The sequence below is a fragment of the Lactococcus formosensis genome, assembly GCF_018403745.1.
Lineage (GTDB): Bacteria > Bacillota > Bacilli > Lactobacillales > Streptococcaceae > Lactococcus > Lactococcus formosensis.
The window spans coordinates 29,917-49,623 of the sequence record NZ_BOVP01000004.1; the positions used below are offsets into that span (position 1 = coordinate 29,917).

Below are 19,707 nucleotides of genomic sequence, written 5' to 3' on the forward strand. Positions count from 1 at the left end.
GAGTTGCGTCAGTTTTCGCTAATATTCAAAAACTCCCTTCAAAACGAAGAAATATTATTTTCTATTTTGGAGGTTTTTTCGTGTCAAATTCAAAAACACGTCGACTCACACTTATCGCAATGCTCAGTGCAATTTCCTTTGTACTGTCCTACCCCATGTTCCAATTTCCTTTGGTACCAAGTGCAAGCTTTTTAAAAATTGACTTTACAATCTTGCCTATCTTGATTGGACTCTTCATGCTTGGCTTGAGTAGTGCCTTTGCTATTCTAATTATTCGCTCGCTTTTGTGGTTGCTTTTAAATAGCGAAGGAGTGAATACCTATATTGGTTTACCAATGAATATTGTAGCAGTTACTGTCTTTGTGCTGGTAGTTTGGTTCTTTCTCCGTCACAGATTCAGCTTGCGTAACTATATTATGGCAACCATTTTAGGGACATTAGCTTTGACTGCAGTACAGGTAGTTCTTAATTACGTATATGCTATCCCACTTTACTCAATGTTCGCTAATTTTGATATTGCAACAATGTTCCCTGGTGGTATCTCAGCTTATATTGGTGCTGTTGTTGTCTTTAATATTTTAGAAGGTCTCATTTATGCAGGTAGTTTTGCTTTACTGTATTGGGCACTTCGAGGATCAAAGGCTATCAAATTTATTAACGCTTAAACAGAAAATAGAGCCTATAACTAAGGGCGAAACTAAAGATAAAATGATCATGACTTCGTTAGTGGTCATTTTTTTGATTTTTCATTAATTTTTTCCTTGCATTTTTTTAAAACATCTGATATACTAATAGAAGTTCTGAAAAGGACTGACCGAAGACAGTTGGGGACATAAGTCATAAGCATCCAACCGAGGACAAACATTTTAAACAATGATTGAACTCTCTATGTCTTTTGGTCGTGGGGATTTTTATTTATAAAAATTCTTACGAACAAAATAAAATGGAGGTAAACAAATGAGCGATTACAAAGTAAACGAAGCAACTATTGCTAAGAAAGCTGAGTTGGTTGACGTATTTGCAGAAAAATTCGAAGCTGCGACATCTATCGTTGTTGCAAGCTCACGTGGTTTAACTGTAGAACAAGACACTCAACTTCGTAAAGAGTTGCGTGAAGCTGGTGTGGAATTCAAAGTTGTTAAAAACTCAATCTTGCGTCGTGCAGCTGAAAAAGCTGGACTCGAAGGTTTGAACGACAGCTTCGTAGGTCCATCAGTAGTAGCTATCTCAAACGAAGATGCTATTGCGCCTGCTAAAATTTTGAGCGAGTTTGCTAAAACAGCAGACAAACTTGAAATCAAAGCTGGTGTTATCGAAGGAAAAGTTACAAGCAAAGAAGAAGTTGCAGCTATTGCATCTCTTCCAAGCCGCGACGGTCTTCTTTCTATGCTTCTTTCAGTGCTTCAAGCACCTGTCCGCAACGTGGCTCTCGCAGTCAAAGCTGTTGCAGAAAAAGAAGAATCAGCTGCTTAATTCCATTAGGAATAACAGTAAGCACCTTTTATATCGGCGGATTTACGCAACAAACTAAAATTTACTAGGAGAATCAAAATGGCATTGAACATTGAAAACATCGTTGCTGAACTTGAAACAGCAACAATCCTCGAACTCTCTGAGCTCGTTAAAGCAATCGAAGAAAAATTTGACGTAACTGCAGCTGCTCCTGTAGCAGTAGCAGCTGCTGGTGGCGAAGCTGCAGCAGAAAAAGATTCATTTGACGTTGAATTGACAGCAGCAGGCGACAAAAAAGTTGCTACAATCAAAGCTGTTCGTGAAATCACTGGTCTTGGCTTGAAAGAAGCTAAAGAACTCGTTGATGGCGCACCAACAATGATCAAAGAAGGCGTTGCAACTGCAGAAGCTGAAGAAATCAAAGCTAAATTGGAAGAAGCTGGTGCTTCAATCACACTTAAATAATTTTTAAGTCGTGAGTTGGCTACGTTAGTCCGAAAGTTCTTGATTTGATTGCGTTAAGTGAACATAGATATAGTGCTTTCGGAAAAGATAGCAGCCAAAAACAGTCAAAAATTTATTTTGGCTGTTTTTTTTGTTGCTAAATATTTTGCTTTGATTAGATATATATTACAGTAGGGCTGGATTTTCACCAGCATTTTTTTGGAGGAGTTAAGCCACGTGGAATCTAAGAAAAATCATGGCAAGAACCATAGCATAAAAAGAGAGGTATTCCTCTCTTTTTTCTATTTTCTGATATTATTTTGATTTATATGATAAAAATATTACAATAGCATTATAGTGATAACTAAAACATTACTCAAGATTAACAAGAAGTTGACGAGGTGGCTTTGATGAACTACAATCAGACAGACAGAGGTAGTTTTCTGTTTTTTCACAAGGGGCGGAAATGACGGCCGTATTGTATCAAGGTCGTTTTTGTCGCATATAAAAGTTAAATGAAATAAATAATAAAAAATATAGGGAGTTAAAGGAGGAGCTGATATGAAGCGACTTGTTCTATTAGTATTAGGAATTACGATGCTCTTTCTACCTGAAAATGTTGGAGCTATGGAAACGCCAAGTAGTGATGCTATGGATTTTAGTGCACAAGCTATTCCAAGTGAATTTCAAAAGCAAGACAAGAAAGATTTATCTTACTGGTGGCTTGATGCACGCGATCAAGAAACATTGACACTCTATGTTGAGATTGTCAATGGCAAAAATGAAAATACATTTGATATATCAGCACACCAAGCTATAACAAACGAAAATTTAGTGATTGACTACAGTCTGGATTTTAAGGACAGTCAGAAATACTTGTATGGTGAACCGACTTTTGACTTTAATCAGAAAGTAAAGATTGGCAAGGAAGAAGCAGAAAGAAAAATTCAAATTACACTTGGAGCAAATGAAACCAAACGTGTTCCAATCAAAGTTGATGTTTCTGAAAAGTTAAACGCTCAATCTATCGGAGGAATCAATGTTAGCCGTCATGCCAAAGAAGCGGAACGCACAGGGAGTATCCTGAATGTTTATAACCGCGCCTTTGCTCTCATCCTGGACGGGGGTCAGAAAGAAAAGACGACGAGTTTGCAACTTTCTCCTAGCAACTTAGAAGTCAGTCAACAAGGCCTAACATTAATTAATCCAAATGCGAAAATTATTTCAGAAGTGGGAATCGAGGCTGAGATTACTAATGCTTCTGGTGAAGTGGTTTCTGAGCTCAAGCCTGTTAAAGGTGTTATCGTTCCTCAAGCCAAGATAAATCTCGCACTGGACAATAAAACACCGCTTGTCGAAGGTAAACAATATCTTCTGAAAGCAAAAACGACAATGCCTAACAAAGCAGATAATCAGAATTTTGAATACCGTCTTACAGTAGATGAGGCGGGAAAAGTCAGTACTGAACCAATCAATAATAAAGGGTCTGAACAGAGAAGAGTTTATCTTATAGTACCAGCAATCGCACTCCTTCTCGCGATATTCGCTTTTCTGATTTTAAAAAAGAAAGCAAAACATAAGTTATAAAAGAACAACATTTTAGAGATACAAAAATAAAAAAATGGAGATAACGGTGAAAAAAATAAAAAAACTAATCATGTGGAGTACGATTCTTCTAGCAATTTTAGGAACGATACTCTCTGGAAATATTGTAAAAGCAAGTCAGCTTGGCTTTTCTGTGACTGCGAATGTCAGAGAGTTAGATAACCGTGCGAGTGATCAGTCCTTCTTTGATTTGATTTTAGAGCCAGGTGAAAAACAAACTGTGACGGTGACTTTGAAAAATGATACTAACCGTAATATGACAGTTGAACAAACAGCGACAACGGCAACAACAAATATCAACGGTGTGGTCGAATATTCCCCAAATGATATACAGCCCGACGAAAGCTTGAAGTTTAACTATGACGATCTCATTAAGCTTGACAGTGAAATTGTTCTTCCAGCTCACTCTGAAAAAGAGGTGGAGATCGAATTAGAAATGCCTAAGGAAGAGTTCGATGGCCAGCTTGTAGGTGGATTGACTTATCGTGAAAAAATCGAGGAAGATAAAGCTCAGCATTCTGATGATGAGGGTCTTGCTGTGACTAATCGCTACTCCTTTGTTATTGCACTTCTGATGCGTCAAAACAAAAATACAGTTGAACCAGAACTTAAATTGCATGATGTAGGTCCTGGTCAAGTCAATTATCGTAATGTAATCAATGCCAACCTACAAAACCCTAAAATGACCATGCTGAATAGAATGCATGTGAATGCCAAGGTTCAAGGTATCGACAACCCTGAAATTGTACATGATGTCAATCAAAACCTTATGCAAATGGCACCAAATACTAACTTTGATTTTCCAATTTCCCTACAGGGTGAAGCACTGCGACCTGGAAGGTATTTGTTGAGTATGACGGTCAATGCAGTTGAAGATGATAAAGGAGAATATGCTGCGACAGATAGTGAAGGAAAGGAAATCACTTATCGTCATGAATGGCAATTTGAACGTGAGTTTACGATTACAGCAGCAAAAGCAGACGAGCTTAATGAACGTGATGTGACTATTGAGCAAAAAGATCGCTCATGGTTGAAGTGGTTGATTATTGCTCTGTTGCTCTTACTTCTCTTGTTACTCATCTGGTTCATCCTTTGGAAGCGTCGTAAGAAAGAGGAGGAAGAAGAGGAAAAAGCTAAGAAAGAAGCAGAAATTGCTGAGCTTAAGGCAAAACTAGAAAATCAGGAGAATGTCACCCTTCCTGAAAATCCAGAAACTAGTGAATTAACTGAAGAGTAATAGATAAAAATAAATGAAAGGAGTGTCTTTGTGTAATGAAAGAAATATTATTGAAGTCAGCAGGAATGTTTCTAATGACCGTATCAGTGTGCGCAACGACACTTCCTGTTTCAGCAATTACTTTACCTGGGGTAGCAAGCGCTACCAACACCGCCAAAATAATCTTTGAAGAAGATAATACAATTGTTGGACCAGTAGACCCAAACAATCCTTATCAACCTATCATTCCCGAATATCCTGGACAGCCGACCGGAGGACTCCTTTCTATAGACTTTGTCTCTAATCTGAATTTCGGAAAAGCCACCGTAGATCGCGTAGGGCGTACTTACTATGCACGTCCGATGGCTGCAACCATTCCTGGAGCAGATGGTGAAAAAGGTAGGCCAGCTGTTTTTCCAAATTTTGCACAAGTGACGGATCGCCGCCAAAATGAAAATGGCTGGACACTCAGTGTCAAGCAGGATATGCAATTTCGCTGGGTGGGCGCACCAGCAAATGTTATTGATGAAGATTTGGGGAGACCAGGAGATTTTCTTGCAGGGGCAAGAATAAGCTTCTCACATGGGCATACTACAACAGGTCATAATCAACCTGATGATCAGATTCCGAGTTACGCGAATGGAGAAGAGATGACCTTAGAACCAGGCGCTCTCTCACGTCCAGTTCTCCATGCCAACCCAGGACAAGGGAACGGCACCTGGCATTACGCGGTAGGCAATCCCTTACCACCCGAGATCACAGAAGAGATGTTAGATGAAATAGAAAACGGTGATGGAGACTTTAGCGAATTCATTGAAAAGGGCTATTATGACAACTATCGAATGGGTCCTGGACAAACACCACGTTTTGGCCCAATCTCACTTTATGTGCCACGTGCTACAGCGCAACGTGCTGCAATCTATCAAACGGAGTTCACATGGACGCTTTCCAATGTACCGGCAAATTAGAGAAGGAACAATTCTACAGGAAAAAGACATGAATAAAATAAATTTAAAATATGCGTTGAGCGCACTAATCTCTATTTTAGTAGCATCACAGGCTATAAGTGCTTCAGCAGATGAACCGCCTGCGCTCCCTGATTATCGTTCTTGGGGTGCCATTCAGTTTGAGCCAGGGAGTGGTTCGGTAGGACCTGTTGACCCAGACCGTCCAACTTCTCCGATTAGTCCTGTAGTTCCTCCGGGAATGCCAGCGCCTCCACAAGGAACTCCAGGGGCATTATCTATTGACTTTGTTTCAGGTATCGTTTTTGGACGAGGGGATGTTTTTACAAAGGAACGCACTTATTATGCACGTCCTTTTCCAGCACATCGTCTAGATGAGGATGGGAATAAGATAGGTGCCACATTTGAGCTTTTTCCTAACTTTGCTCAAGTCACTGACAGGAGAGGAGAAATCGAGCAAGGGGGCTGGACTCTCTCTGTGAAACAGTCGCGTCAGTTCATGTGGGCAGAGCTTCTTAATAACCCGCCAGAAGAAGAAAATGCTAAACCGGGAGATTTTCTAGTAGGTGCTGAGCTCAAATTTACCCATGGACATACCAGCGCTGACGCTCCAGACTTATGGGTGGAGCCTAGTGAGGTTATCCCAAGTATTACACTCAGTAGTTCCTACCAACCTGTTATTGTTGCTAATCCTGGGGAAGGGCTCATGACTTGGCATTATTCAGTTGGAACTGTTGGAAATTTGTCTGACTATACCGAAGAACACGAAGTACCTCTTTTGGATGAGGAGGGTAATCCTGTAGTAGATGAGGATGGTAATCCAATCTATGAGACAGTAACAGATATTCCTGATGATAAATTGGAAAGTTATCTCCCTGAGCTATTTGATAAAGGTTACTATGACATCTTCCGTATGGGTGTTGGTGGTGGTGGTGAATCGGGGAATCGCCCACGCTTTGGTCCTGTTTCTTTAACAGTACCAGGTGTAACAGTACAACGTGCTGCTCCCTATATGATAAGTTTGGAGTGGCAACTTTCTGTCACACCAGGAAATCCAACAGGTAGATAAACAGACAGACAGCGAAAAAAGAAAGGAGGAGCAAAAAATGAAGGTCAAGAAATCATTGAAAATTGGTCTTCTTTCACTCGCGCTAGCACAGCCATTTACACCTCCTTTAGCTCGAGCAGAAGATTTGCGGCAAGCAGATGGAGGCATTGGTTTTCGGCGAGGTACGAGCTTGATACGTCCCATACATCCTGGTCCGGGAGATCAAGTCAGGCAGCCAATTACACCACTTCCAGACGTTCCGCAAGCACAAGAACGACAAGGGACAGGAAGTGGTCTTACCATCGACTTTGCTTCAGAATTTGACTTTGAGACGGGTAAAGTATTTAGAGATACACCTGTCTACTATGCACGCCCTCAGCATCTACGTGATGCACGTGGTCAACCCATAGTTACTCCAAACTTTGTTCAAGTTACAGACCAGAGGGGAACGGCTGAAGGTTGGACCTTGAAATTACAAAAAACGACCCAGTTTTATGATGAAAATAAGCAGCCAATTCGTGGAAGCGGAATATTCCTCAAAAATCCAGTGGTCATTGGCGCTCATTTAGAAAATCAGCCCAGAGCCCCAACGATTTCCGATAAAGGTGCTGGGCCAGTAGAAATAGTTGCACAAGCCGCTCCAGGCAGTGGTACAGGAACAACGACGATTCGCTGGGGAACCAGCCTAGTAGAAAAGGATCTGAAAAGCCCTAGCGGAGAGCAAGCTACTGGCTATCTTAATCCAGATGCTCAACTCTTTGTACCAGACGGCAGAAACCGTCAAAACTATACTTACCAAGCAATATTTACTTGGATAATTTCAGAGATACCTGGAAACTAAAAATATAAAAAATGATTCATCTTTAAAGAAAGGAAAGTACTATGAAAAAACAAATTAAGTTTATGTCAGCGTCAGTCTTGGCGCTCATCGCAGTAGGTGCACTTGCACCGCCAGCAACAGTAGAAGCGGATCCGGTAGCAAATTTCCCAGGGTGGGGTGCGGTTGGTTTTGAAGTACCAACAGACCCAACACACCCGGTCGATCCCGAAGATCCATCTGAGCCAATAGATCCAGAAGAACCAATAGATCCGGATCTTCCAGTAGGACCAGGAACACCCGGGCCACTCTCGATTGACTTTGCCTCTAACTTTTACTTTGGTCAGTCCAATCCAATCTCAGCAACCAATCAAACGATTAATGCTCGACTTCAACCAACAACAGAAGGATATCGTCCAAACTTTGTTCAGGTCACAGACAACCGTGGTTTATTTACAGGTTGGACGCTACAAGTTACAGCATCACAGTTTGAAGTGAGGGATGACGGTTCGGATCACTATGGAGAGGTACTTACGGGAGCTCAGATGAGTTGGCACAATGGAACAATCGTATCTGTCTCTCCAAACCAAGCTGATGGGCATACAGCGACTCATACATTTACCCCAGGTGTGGCACAGAATGCACTTTGGGCGACAGCGGGAAATGGAGCAGGAACAAGTCTTTTGCGTTTCGGGACGACAGATGCAGGAACAGCAGTGGATGCTGCTGGGCATGCGAGCTCATCCGTTCGCTTGATGGTTCCAGGTGGTACAGCTCGTGAAGCCCTTTACACATCAACGATTACATGGACTCTCTCTGACACACCACCAGTATAAGAAATACACAATAGATATCAAGAAATAGTAGATACCGTTTCTTGGTGCTATTGGGAAAAAGATTAAAAGAGAGACGTGTTTTAATCTTTTTCTCAATAGGAGATTTTAAAAATTCAAGCAGGAGAAGTGAATGTTCAAAAAAATATTTATAGGTTCAGCTGTTTTTCTGTTGGCGCTCATAGCGGATTGTACAGCCGCTGCAGAGTTAGACCCAGAGACACAAGTAGATGGCAAGGCAAATGTTGATGTCAGCGTTTCAGTACCTGAAAATGAACGCCTGCGCCTACTCAAAACACCAGATCTTGACTTTGGTAGAGTAACTTTCCACGATGAACTTATTGCAGATTTACTTTTTGAAGCGAAGGCACCTGATGCTTTTGAAATTCTAAACATCACAGGAACTGCCACGGGTTTCCATGTGAATCAGAAATATTCACATTTTACTACAACTGTAGATGGTGAGACTGAGCCGCGTATCTTACCGGTGCGTGCCATTAATCTTAGTGTCACAGGAGGACCTGCCTCGATGACTAATGCGACAAATTCGGTTGCTTATGGGTTGCTGAATCCAGGGGAGCCTCAACCAGAATATGGTCCCATAGAGGCTCGCGTATTGACAGGCTTGCCAAATGCTAATGGTTTCTTAACTTCGGGAACACTTCGAGCTGAGCTGGTCGTCGATGGCTCGCGACTCGGGCAGATTGTACCAGAAGAGGAGTATGAGGCTACTATTATCACAACGATTGTATCTGGACTTTAAAGAGTTCTCGTCTTTATTAGGGATTTAGATTTATGAATAAATATATAAAAAGCTTTCTAACATATTGTACTATGTCCAAAAGCTCAGTAGCAAAACTGTTTACACTTTCAGCTTTAACTTTTGGACTTATAGTTTCAGCCCAATCCGCAAAGGCAGCTGTTTTGACTCATGGTGTGCTGGGGCAAGATGAATTAGGGCGACCTCAGGTTACCTTTCAAACGAACAGCTGGCGAGACATGATGGATACTTATTTGGCTTCAGCTTTACTGATGGCTCCTGATGAAACACATCAATTCCCATGGGCCATGCCCAACTTTGCTTCTGGGAGCAATGCAGGTACTATCCGCTTTGAAGTTACAGGTACCATAATGGGGGATGCTGTTTGGTCGAATATTATAGGAAATGGCACAGCCTCTCCTTCTCAAAACCAAGACACAATTCGGGAAGGGCGCTCTCTCTATATCAATGGTAATGGTCATACCCTTTATTTTGATAATGATACAACGCCCACAAGTGGTATAGGCGGACGGGGAGATGCTACAGGTAATACGCGGAGGCGTGGCTGGTTTGCAGGAGTTCAGGGTGTTACTGGAGCTGCTGGAAATAGCAGTACAGTCATCACGGAAAGCACTCGCATGACTTTGGCTAATGCAATTGTGCAGAATTCTATCACGGGAGGGATATTCCAAGCCCGCGGTGCTAATGTTAGACCAACCTTCGTATACAAAGATGTCAACTATAGTAATGCCGTAGCCAATAATAATGCGACTCCAATCTATAGTCAGCGTGCTCAGGTTCAGTTTTCAGGAAACAATATCTTTACTGTCCGAGAAGCGACAAGTACAGCCTCGAGTAATTCAGGTACAGACAATCATGGAGAATTTATTGAAGGTAGCGGGCATGTAGAGGTTTTGGATGGACACACCACACTTAATTATTCCTGGGGACGTGATCAACCTTTCTTCTTGGAGCATGTATCTGGGACTACGCATAATTTGATTCTCCGTGAAAATGCTAAGCTGACTTTCAATATGAATGCGTCCTATGCCATGTATTGGAGCCGAGCTTCTGCCAATCAAATTGGTATGAATTGGCAGTTTGAAGACGGAGCGGAGTTTATCATTCATGGAACCAATAATACGGGGCGTGGGGCACCTGGGATGCGGGGAGGGAACACATGGTTTCAGTTTGCAGCCTATCAGCAGTGGGACTGGACGATGGGGCGTGGGGCAAAATTTGTCTCCCATGCTATTCCGCTTCCTATCAATCTCGCCCGTTCAGGAGGTGGTTTAGGCACAGGTCTTGGGGCCGGTATGGGAGGATTTCACGCTCCTGTACGTTGGAACTTTGGACCAGATAGTGAGTTTATTATTAATAGTCCAAGTGACACGCAGATTGCTACTAATGCCATCATTGCGGGTTCACCACCTGCGGGCTCTAACATTGTCTTAAACGATGTCCGCTCCTTTACTTTGAACTCCCGGAATACTAATGTTAATCAACCTGTTATTGCTAGAGAGGTTCAAAATTTTCCTATTCATATTTTAAGAGAAGGTGTTAATTTTGATCCAGATGGTGCAGGGCCTCGCCCGGAAATTATAGGTGTTGGGGATGGCCTCAGAACTCATATCTCTAGACAGGGAGCGCTCTTTGATGATATTTGGGACGGGACTTTTGATACGATTAGGTTTAATCGTAGAAATTTAGATCCCACAGCTACAGACCATTGGTTGCGTGCTAATTCAGGAGTTCTGACTAACTTGACCAGTACTCCTCCCAATCAAGCTTCAACCTTATCTCCTAATGCTTTAACGGAGCTTCACTTCACGGCTTTGAGAGAATCTGCTTTTATCTCTTTCTTTAAGCCAACAGGATTTTTCATGCAGCCGGACTTGTCCAACATGGACTCGACCTACAGCATTGATCTGGCAAGTTTGCCTTTTGATGGAAGTTTTAGCGACTGGCTGGAAAAAGATGAAAGCAGTCAGTTGGTCGTCGGTGATGATAGAGGACAAAACCCTAACTTTCATATCACAGTGGCCTTGATTGAAAGCCTCTTTCCTCAGTCGTTGAATTTTAGCTGGGTAGATTTCGAGGGAAACAGGGACGATAAACTTGAGTTAAATGTTGCACGTCCCGTCATCTCTATTACAGATGATGCTAACCTGCCGAATTTTGTAGATATGACAGGTGCTGGCGCCTTTTACGAAATTAATTTTGCGGAGAATAGAGGAGCGCAGCTTCAAGCACGGAACAATCTACAACTGGGTCAAGCACATGCTGGAACTTTTAGATATTCTATCAATGATGGTCCAGGTATACAGTAGAACAGAACAGGGGTTTAAAAATATCCTCTGTTTTTATTTTGTCTCATTGAGATTGCGAGTATTAAACAAAACATTTTTTGAGAGGAGAGGTGAGCATGGGGAATTTAAATTGAAAGGAAGAAATAACGAAATATAATGAGGAGGATTCTTAAGATACAAAAACACTTAATTGAAACTAGAATTTCAATTTCGTAAGCAAAAAGTAACTTTTTTGTTATACTAGTTTTATGACATACCAACAAAAACGTCGAGTTCTCTCCACCAAGTCCAGAACACTCTTGCGATTTATTGTACAAGTTTTGACTATCTTATTTGTAATATTAGATCTTTTGGCATTCACCACTCTTCATCCAGCGGATCATCGTGATGCGACAGAACTTGCAGTACAAGTGGAAACCAATAGAGAATATGATTTTATCCGAACTATTGTTCCTTATGCTCAAGAGACCCAACAAAAATACGGTATCCTTGCTTCTCTAACGCTAGGTCAAGCTGCTTTAGAAAGCGACTTTGGGCGAAGCGGACTCGCTGCCAAGTACCATAATCTCTTTGGGATAAAAGCTTACGGTGACGTACCGAAAGTTTTCTTGGAAACCAAGGAGTTTGAAAATAATGCATGGACTACAGTACGTGAACCCTTCCGTGTCTATGAAGATTGGAAGCAGTCGGTAGAAGGACACGCTTATCTCTTTACTGAAGGAACAACATGGAACCCTAATCAGTATGCTCTTGTGCTTGCAGCTCAAGATTATAAAGAAGCCGCACACGCAGTCCAGCTATCTGGCTATGCCACTGATCCTGCTTATACTGAAAGACTTCTTGAAATCATTGAAAATTATGGTTTATTTGAATATGACAAAATTTAGAATAAAACTCAAAAATAGCTAAATTATAAGATAACTTCTTAAGTAGAGAGCGCGTTTTAATCCAAGTATTCCCGGGTATTCCTGCGTGAGAAATTATATTTTTGTTATACTAGATTTATAATAGAAACAGACTCAGATATAAAAAGGAGTGAATATGATTGAAAAATATGACTTGCCCAAAGAAGAACTGCTTGCATTACTTGTGGAGGAGTCCAAGCTGGCACCGCAGCACCAGTTGTCGGGTGAAGAGATTGAGGGAGTAAATGTTACCATGCAGTTTTTACGTGATGAAACTGGTCAAGTGCGCTATCTTCCACGTCGTAAAGTGATGGGTTATGACCTGGATGGTGTAATCTTTTCTATGAAAAAAGCCATTGAATATACTAATCAAAAGTTAGGGACAAGCTTAAATATTGAAACGATGGAAGCTATTGATTATGACTTAATCTACTATGCAACAATGGATGAAGACATTCAACGAAAAATTATTAGAGAAAGTACCCCCAATCGTAAGATGGTGGAAGATTTAGCAGAGGAACATTTGAATGGAGCAGAGATAGTACTTATTACAGCCCGCCATGTGTCTTATGCGAAAGAAACAATTGAATCGCTCAATCGTTTTGGGATTTATTATGACAAAATTTATTTTACTGAAGAGAAACTGCCGTTAATTATCGGATTGGATATTGATTGGTTCTATGATGACAAGCCAGAAACCATTGCAGCGATTAAAAACCATAAGGTGCGTACGAAAGCTGTACTTGTCTCAGCGCCTTACAATCGTGGAGCTACAGATTATGATTACCGCTATAAAGTAGGGCTTGAATAACAGCATAAAATCGATAAAATAAAAGCTGCTGTATGTTGAAAATTTGCGTGATTTTTATATGATTCATTTTGCCAAAAATAAACATAAAGTGTTCTACTAGTGTGTGTCAGGCTATTTTATTTTGTTGAGTTAAAGGGGGATTCTCTTTTCAAAATACATCTCGTCCCAGATACTTGTAGCAAAAATAGATTGGAGAGCGGAAGCTTTGAAAGTAAGATAAATAGAACTAAAAAATGATAAAATAGCAATTAAGCAAAGCTCGAAAAGTAGGGCTTTATATTTCGAAGCCCCTTGTCTATAGACTTATGAAAAAGGAGAAAACAATGCCTGATACGATTCGTGTCATTGCGGATAAAGTCAATAATTTAAAAAATGTATCGCTCGAAATCCCCAAAAAGAAGATTACTGTCTTTACTGGCGTTTCAGGCTCTGGGAAATCCAGCCTTGTTTTTGATACACTTGCCGATGAGTCACAACGCCTCTTAAATGAAACCTTGCCGGCATTTGTTCGACAGTTTCTGCCCAAGTATGAACGGCCAGATGTAGAGCGGATTGAAAATCTTCCTGCCTCCATCGTCATTGACCAAAAAACTTTAGGGGGCAATGCCCGCTCTACTCTTGCGACAATCACAGATATTGCACCAGTCATCCGTCAACTTTTTGCGGGTGGAGGAAGCCCACAACTTGGGGTAGATCATTTTTCTTTTAACCTTCCGGCCGGTATGTGTCCAGAATGTCAGGGAATTGGTAAAAAATTAGAATTAAAAATGGAGCTTTTTATTGATAAAGCACGTTCACTTAATAATGGTGCAGTTCTTTTTAAACCTTATCAAAAAATCATCAAAATGTATGTGGACAATGGTCTTTTTGATGGTGAAAAATTACTGAAAGACTATACAGAAGAAGAGTTGGAGCGTTTATACCACGGTAAAGAAGTCGGCAAGATAAAAATGGGGGAATACAATCTTACCTACGAAGGTATTGTTGACAAGTTTAATCGTAGCTTCTTGCAAAAAGAAGGAGATTTGTCTGCTGGTGCTCAAAAGACACTTGCGACTTACACGCATGAAGCAGTTTGTCCAGTCTGCCAAGGCAAACGTTTAAACCAAGAAGCGCTAGCAGTGCGTTGGTCTGGATATAGCTTTGCGGATTTGATGAGTATGGAACTGACAGATTTAAGTGATGTTTTGACATCACTCGAGGGAACCGAACACCTCAAACAACAAATTGATCACCTGATTGAACTCGGGCTAGGCTATCTCAGCCTTGATCGAGAAACGACGACTTTATCTGGTGGAGAATCTCAGCGTGTAAAATTAGTGAAGCATTTAAATAATGCACTATCGGATATGCTCTATATTTTTGATGAACCATCTGTGGGTCTGCATCCGAGAGATGTGGCTCGAATTAATAGCATCTTTACAAAGTTGCGAGACAAAGGGAATACAGTTCTCATTATTGAGCATGATCCAGATGTCATCAAAATTGCGGATTGGGTGATAGAAGTTGGGCCTGCAGCTGGTGTCCATGGCGGTGAAATCATGTTTGAAGGAAGTTATGAACAGCTCCTTCAGTCTGATTGTTTAACGGGGAAACATCTTTCCCAGATGACAGCCATTAATGATGAACCAAGACAGCCGGCTCACTTTTATCATGGAGAAGTTTCAAGCATCAATAACCTTAAAAATCAGCACCTTGAGATCCCCCAAGGCCTTCTCACCGTTTTGACCGGTGTAGCTGGTTCAGGAAAATCAACACTTGTAGAGTATTCTTTAAGAGCTGCTTATCCAGAATCAATCATGGTGACACAAGCAAGCTTAGCTGCCAATAGCCGTTCTAATCCAGCGACTTTTATAGGTATTATGGATAATATCAGAAAAGCTTTTGCTAAAGTGAATGAAGTTAAGCCAAGTCTTTTCAGCTATAACTCCGAGGGCGCGTGCCCTGCTTGCGAAGGTAGGGGCTACATCGAGTCAAACTTGGCATTCATGGAAACAGTGAAACAAACCTGTGAACTTTGTCAAGGGAAACGTTACAAGACTGAAGCTCTTGCCTTTAAGTATCAAGGGAAAGATATTACTGAAGTTCTGGACTTAACGATAGAAGAAGCATTGGACTTTTTCAAGTCTGTTCCTGCGATTAAGAAAAAAGTAAAAGCTATGGAAGAAGTAGGGCTTGGCTACCTGACTCTGGGGCAGCCAACGAGCACTTTATCTGGTGGAGAGCGTCAGCGTTTGAAGTTAGCTAATGAGTTTTATCAAAAGGGCAATCTTTTTATCCTCGATGAACCCTCAACAGGTCTGCACCTGTCTGATATTAACCGTCTGATGAAGATTATGAATCATTTTGTTGAGCAAGGAAATACCTTGGTTGTGATTGAACATCAGCTAGATATCATTCGTCAGGCGGACTGGATTATCGATATCGGTCCAGAAGGTGGTTCAGCTGGTGGGAAAGTGATTTACGCAGGACCACCAGCAGGACTACAAGATTGTACAGCCTCGCTTACTGCTCATTATATCTAATAGGAGATCTAAAGATGTTAAAAGTTATTCTGCATATCGATGAAAACCACAAATGGAACACACTCCTCTCCAATGTAAAGAATCTTAAAGAATGGCTAATTCAGAATAAAGAACCAGGCAAGATTGAGATTTTAGTGAATGGAGAAGCAGTAGAAATGGTGCTCAAAGCTTCACCAGTACAGCTTGAGGAAGTTTTAAAAGCAGGTGTCAAAGTTGCAGTTTGCCAAAATTCTTTAAACATGAGAGGCTATAAAGAAGGAATGCTGCAGGAAGGCTGTACAGTCGTACCCGCTGGTATTGTAGAACTCGTTCAAAAACAGAACTCTGGTTTTGCTTATGTTAAACCTTAAGACATTTTATCTTCCCAAAATAGCTCAAAACCATCCCTACATACGGGATGGTTTTTTATTTGGCTATGAAGGATAGCTTAAATTTTTATTACTCAGCCGTTTTTACAGCTACATCACCCGAAACTTTAAATTGGTTAACAGTTTCCAATTCCTTGTATGCATCCAGTTGTTCTTGTGTTGCGAAGTAAAGATTACCGTTGATTTCAGAAGGAATTGTCTTGCCATCAGTACCTTTCATATCGCGAGCTTTGATTGATGCGTTTTCTGCAACATACACATCACCTTTAATGTTACCTCCTTCAAGGTCGAAGCCGGGTGATTTAATGATTAATCGTTTAACACTCAAAGTAAATGAATCAGTTACTTGACGCGTGTCATTTTGTGCAATTAATGCCAATGTACGCTGGATTTGGCCGCTTTCATTCATAAAGATACCATCAACAGTGATATCTTTGTCCGCTGCGTCAATGTTTGAGTTACCAGATACTAACCATGCACCTTTAGCGCTTAAACCTGAAGCTAAAACGTCCGCTGCATCTGTACCAGTTGTTGCACCAGTTTCAGTATCAGGTCCGTTACCTTCAAATTCGTGAGTGACTTCACCGTGCTTACCAATAGTGATAGCACCAATAGGGAATTTAATCACTTCACCTTCTTCAACCTTAGTTTCACCCGTTACTTTTGGTCTCTGGTCTTCAGGAAGTTTATTATAAGCATCCATGAGATCTTGACTTGCAAAAGTTAAGTTACCGTCAATTGTTGCTTTACCATCAACACCTGGTCCGTTTTGCGCACCAAACCCAGGAGCGAAAACAGCTACATCACCTTTGATTGTACCATTAGAAAGTTTGAAACCTGGTGATTTTACTTCAACTTTATCTATGGTCAACGTGTAACGGTCAGTCACAGTGTGACTGTCATCTTGGGCGTAAGCTGCAAATTTACGTGCAATCTGATTTTTACTTGCGTAAATACCTTCGACAGTCAAAGTTTTACCTGTAGCATCCATATCTTGTGTAATGGCTGCTAACCATGAACCGTTTTTAGACAGTCCTTTTTGTAAATCTTCAAAACTGCTTGCTCCAGCAGTTGCTCCAGTGAAGGCATCGGCAGCTTTACTGCTGGCAGACTGTTCAGTTTTTGCATCCTTGTTGCTGTTTGATGATTCACTGTTGTTGCTACAAGCGGCAAGTAAGAAGATTGAAGCTGCTGACAAAGTGACGATTGAAGCTAATTTAGTGGTTTTCATTCAGTTTCTCCTAAATAATAAATTCGCGTTTTTGAAATCGTTTTCAAGTTTTGGTATCTTAATTTTAACATAAAAAAATTAAGATGCAAGGATTTGTTGGTTTTTTCACAAGGTGTTTTTACAGGGCTTGAATAGGAAGTAAAAGCAATATGTTATGATTTACCTCATAACGTAAAATAGACGTAGTAGGAGGGGGGAGAAGTGATTCAATACGACTTAACAGCGGGAAAACACTCTTTGAAAGAAAGTGATCCTTTCTTTCAATTGTCAAAATAGAATCGACAATCGATGGAAACAGAAGAATTAAAAGCCAGAATCGAAAAGTTGGAGCAGAAACATAGAAAGATGACCATTGGTTGACTTGTCTATGATGTCATCATCATTGCTTTATCAGTGGCAGTAAGTTACTTGTTTTTAGATAAATAATACACTAGAGAAAGCTTTAATGGCGTATTAAAGCTTTTTTATTTGATAAGTTACCCACCTCTAACATAAATGTAACATTGGTTATTAATTAAAATATAATTTCAATTAATGTATAATGAAAGGGCATTCAAAGAAATATAGTTCTATTGGAGGCGTATGTGCAAAGATATTTGATAGATAAGCTGTTGAGCTTTGAGACATGCAACGTTATTTTTAACCCTGTGATCACTATTATCTGTATTTACAGTTAATATGAAATAAAATTTACTTAAAGGAGTAAACATGCAAAAATTTCTCAAGTGGATTGAAACAAGATTAATGCCACCTATGACCAAAATCGGTATGCAACGCCATATGGTTGCCATACGTAACGGGGTTATTTCCACACTCTCCCTTATTCTTATTGGCTCTTTCATCATGGTTTTTGCCAATTTCCCGATTCCTGCTGTAGCGGAATGGTTAGCGCCACATACAGCCAACTTGACGATTCCTTTCCGAATCACAATGGGCTTGATGGCAATCTATGCCTCTTTTGCCATGGGGGACTCTTTGGCTAAGTCTTATGATTTAGATGGTGTTACAGGTGGAGTTCTTTCATTAGCAGCCTTTTTGACTTTAACAATCCCTTTAAATGTCGATACTGTACTGACCGAAGCAGGTGAAGCTGCTATTGGTTGGGTCCTTCCTATGCAATATTTAGGTGGTGCAGGGATGTTCTCTGCAATTCTGACAATGATTTTCGCTGTTGAGATTTATCGTTTCTTTATCAAGCGTGAGATTACTATCAAAATGCCTGATGGTGTACCACCAGCTGTTGGGCGCTCATTTGGAGCATTATTACCAGGAGGATTTATTATTGTCTTTCTCTGGATTATACGTGTAATGCTCAACTTTGATATTAATGCCTTTATCATGAGTATTTTCAATCCAATTGCTGATTTGATGGGCAATAATATGTTCGGTGCTCTATTGCCTATGATCTTTATCCATTTACTTTGGGCGGCTGGTGTTCATGGAATGAATATTATCGGCTCCATTGTCCGTCCGATGTGGCTCATGATGCTTGATGCAAATATGGCTGCTATGGCTGATGGAACACCATTAACACAACTTCCTTATGTCGCACCAGAACAATTTTATCAATGGTTTGTCACAATGGGTGGTGCGGGTGTAACATTAGTTCTTGTTTTCCTCCTCTTCACTTGTCGTGCCAAATATTTGAGAGAGATGGCAAAACTGACCTTTGTACCAGGGTTATTTAATATCAACGAACCTTTAATCTTCGGTATGCCTTTGATGATGAACCCGGTATTTACGATTCCGTTTGTTCTAAACCCAATCATCTTAACGATTATTTCTTACAGTGCTGTCAGATTAGGACTGGTAAATGGTTTTGTGGCCAATGTGCCGTGGACTTTACCTGCTCCAATCGGTGCTTATATGGCAACAGGTAATGACTGGCGTGCAATTATTCTCGTTTTAGTTAACCTCATTATTGCTGGCTTAATCTATTATCCATTTGTAAAAATGTATGACAAGCAAATGCTCGAAGAAGAAAAGAAAGCAGCAGCTGAAGCTGAAGGCGTGTAGATTTAAACGCTCTTTATTTAAATAAAAGTTCACATATAGAAAGTGTATAGACTTATGTTATATTCGATTCTCTTTTTTGTCGCTACAGTAATAGTTATCCTTTGTGCACGTCATTTCTCTATCAAAGCAGAAAGCTTCAAAAATAAATATTTGAGAAGTCGTTGGTTTTGGGGAATTATGAGCATGTTTGCTCTAGCTATAGGGATTTTACTGCTCCCAAGTTTCTTGGCTCTTTTGAAAATCCCGCTTATTATTTTTGCAGTATTTGCTGCTATGGTTTTCTTTGAAATGACACGTCATGGGATTGAACGCGCTATGGCTATCTATAACAAGAAAAATGTAAATACATATAACAGCAAAGATATTCACGAAGTGAACAGTTTGAATTAATTTTAAAAGGAA

General features: G+C 40.6%; 17 protein-coding genes, 1 pseudogene and 1 other annotated feature. Of the genes and pseudogenes, 17 read left to right on the forward strand and 1 reads right to left on the reverse strand.

What is annotated here, in order from left to right; all coding sequences use genetic code 11:
• Window positions 1-80 precede the first annotated feature (80 nt).
• From KJS37_RS05545 to KJS37_RS05615, 15 genes and pseudogenes are all read left to right on the forward strand, one after another.
• Window positions 81-665 carry an ECF transporter S component gene (locus tag KJS37_RS05545; RefSeq protein ID WP_017369306.1) on the forward strand — a complete coding sequence of 195 codons (585 nt, stop codon included), beginning with the start codon at window positions 81-83 and terminating at the stop codon, window positions 663-665.
• Window positions 666-796: 131 nt separating this feature from the next.
• Window positions 797-923: a sequence feature (ribosomal protein L10 leader region), on the forward strand.
• A gap of 34 nt (window positions 924-957) precedes the next feature.
• Window positions 958-1,473, forward strand: a complete 516-nt coding sequence (rplJ, locus tag KJS37_RS05550) for a 50S ribosomal protein L10 (protein WP_004257506.1) — start codon at window positions 958-960, stop codon at window positions 1,471-1,473.
• A 78-nt stretch (window positions 1,474-1,551) separates the two neighbouring features.
• The gene (gene rplL / locus KJS37_RS05555; RefSeq protein WP_004257497.1) at window positions 1,552-1,917 is read left to right on the forward strand and encodes a 50S ribosomal protein L7/L12; all 366 of its coding nucleotides are present in this window, start codon (window positions 1,552-1,554) and stop codon (window positions 1,915-1,917) included.
• A gap of 540 nt (window positions 1,918-2,457) precedes the next feature.
• Window positions 2,458-3,483: a WxL protein peptidoglycan domain-containing protein gene (locus KJS37_RS05560; RefSeq protein ID WP_213496261.1), complete on the forward strand. Its 1,026-nt coding sequence runs from the start codon at window positions 2,458-2,460 to the stop codon at window positions 3,481-3,483.
• A 46-nt stretch (window positions 3,484-3,529) separates the two neighbouring features.
• Window positions 3,530-4,738 carry a WxLIP family cell surface protein gene (locus tag KJS37_RS05565; protein ID WP_213496263.1) on the forward strand — a complete coding sequence of 403 codons (1,209 nt, stop codon included), beginning with the start codon at window positions 3,530-3,532 and terminating at the stop codon, window positions 4,736-4,738.
• Between the two features lie 35 nt (window positions 4,739-4,773).
• Window positions 4,774-5,685, forward strand: a complete 912-nt coding sequence (locus tag KJS37_RS05570; RefSeq protein ID WP_165714054.1) for a WxL domain-containing protein — start codon at window positions 4,774-4,776, stop codon at window positions 5,683-5,685.
• Between the two features lie 28 nt (window positions 5,686-5,713).
• Complete coding sequence (locus tag KJS37_RS05575; RefSeq protein WP_213496265.1) at window positions 5,714-6,751, forward strand: WxL domain-containing protein; 1,038 nt, start codon at window positions 5,714-5,716, stop codon at window positions 6,749-6,751.
• Window positions 6,752-6,788: 37 nt separating this feature from the next.
• Entirely contained in the window at window positions 6,789-7,571 is a 783-nt protein-coding gene (locus KJS37_RS05580; protein WP_213496267.1) for a WxL domain-containing protein, read from the forward strand.
• A gap of 41 nt (window positions 7,572-7,612) precedes the next feature.
• A complete protein-coding gene (locus tag KJS37_RS05585) occupies window positions 7,613-8,383 on the forward strand; it encodes a WxL domain-containing protein (protein WP_213496269.1) in 771 nt (256 codons plus the stop codon).
• Between the two features lie 130 nt (window positions 8,384-8,513).
• Window positions 8,514-9,143, forward strand: a complete 630-nt coding sequence (locus tag KJS37_RS05590) for a hypothetical protein (RefSeq protein ID WP_213496271.1) — start codon at window positions 8,514-8,516, stop codon at window positions 9,141-9,143.
• 71 nt (window positions 9,144-9,214) lie between these two features.
• Window positions 9,215-11,470, forward strand: a complete 2,256-nt coding sequence (locus KJS37_RS05595) for a hypothetical protein (protein WP_213496273.1) — start codon at window positions 9,215-9,217, stop codon at window positions 11,468-11,470.
• A gap of 169 nt (window positions 11,471-11,639) precedes the next feature.
• A pseudogene (locus tag KJS37_RS05600) lies at window positions 11,640-12,336 on the forward strand (glycoside hydrolase family 73 protein).
• A 154-nt stretch (window positions 12,337-12,490) separates the two neighbouring features.
• Window positions 12,491-13,165, forward strand: a complete 675-nt coding sequence (locus tag KJS37_RS05605) for a 5' nucleotidase, NT5C type (RefSeq protein WP_017369307.1) — start codon at window positions 12,491-12,493, stop codon at window positions 13,163-13,165.
• Between the two features lie 323 nt (window positions 13,166-13,488).
• Window positions 13,489-15,690, forward strand: coding sequence for an ATP-binding cassette domain-containing protein (locus KJS37_RS05610; protein ID WP_213496276.1), 2,202 nt, complete (start codon window positions 13,489-13,491; stop codon window positions 15,688-15,690).
• A 14-nt stretch (window positions 15,691-15,704) separates the two neighbouring features.
• Window positions 15,705-16,040: a DsrE family protein gene (locus tag KJS37_RS05615; protein WP_213496278.1), complete on the forward strand. Its 336-nt coding sequence runs from the start codon at window positions 15,705-15,707 to the stop codon at window positions 16,038-16,040.
• 88 nt (window positions 16,041-16,128) lie between these two features.
• On the opposite strand, the gene KJS37_RS05620 is transcribed toward KJS37_RS05615, so the two are convergent.
• Window positions 16,129-17,289 (reverse strand): hypothetical protein, encoded by a 1,161-nt coding sequence (locus KJS37_RS05620; RefSeq protein WP_213496280.1) that lies wholly within the window; start codon window positions 17,287-17,289, stop codon window positions 16,129-16,131.
• Between the two features lie 708 nt (window positions 17,290-17,997).
• On the opposite strand from KJS37_RS05620, the gene KJS37_RS05625 reads away from it, so the two are divergent.
• Window positions 17,998-19,305, forward strand: a complete 1,308-nt coding sequence (locus KJS37_RS05625; protein WP_165714063.1) for a PTS sugar transporter subunit IIC — start codon at window positions 17,998-18,000, stop codon at window positions 19,303-19,305.
• Between the two features lie 54 nt (window positions 19,306-19,359).
• Window positions 19,360-19,695, forward strand: coding sequence for a hypothetical protein (locus KJS37_RS05630; protein WP_213496282.1), 336 nt, complete (start codon window positions 19,360-19,362; stop codon window positions 19,693-19,695).
• Window positions 19,696-19,707: the final 12 nt, after the last annotated feature.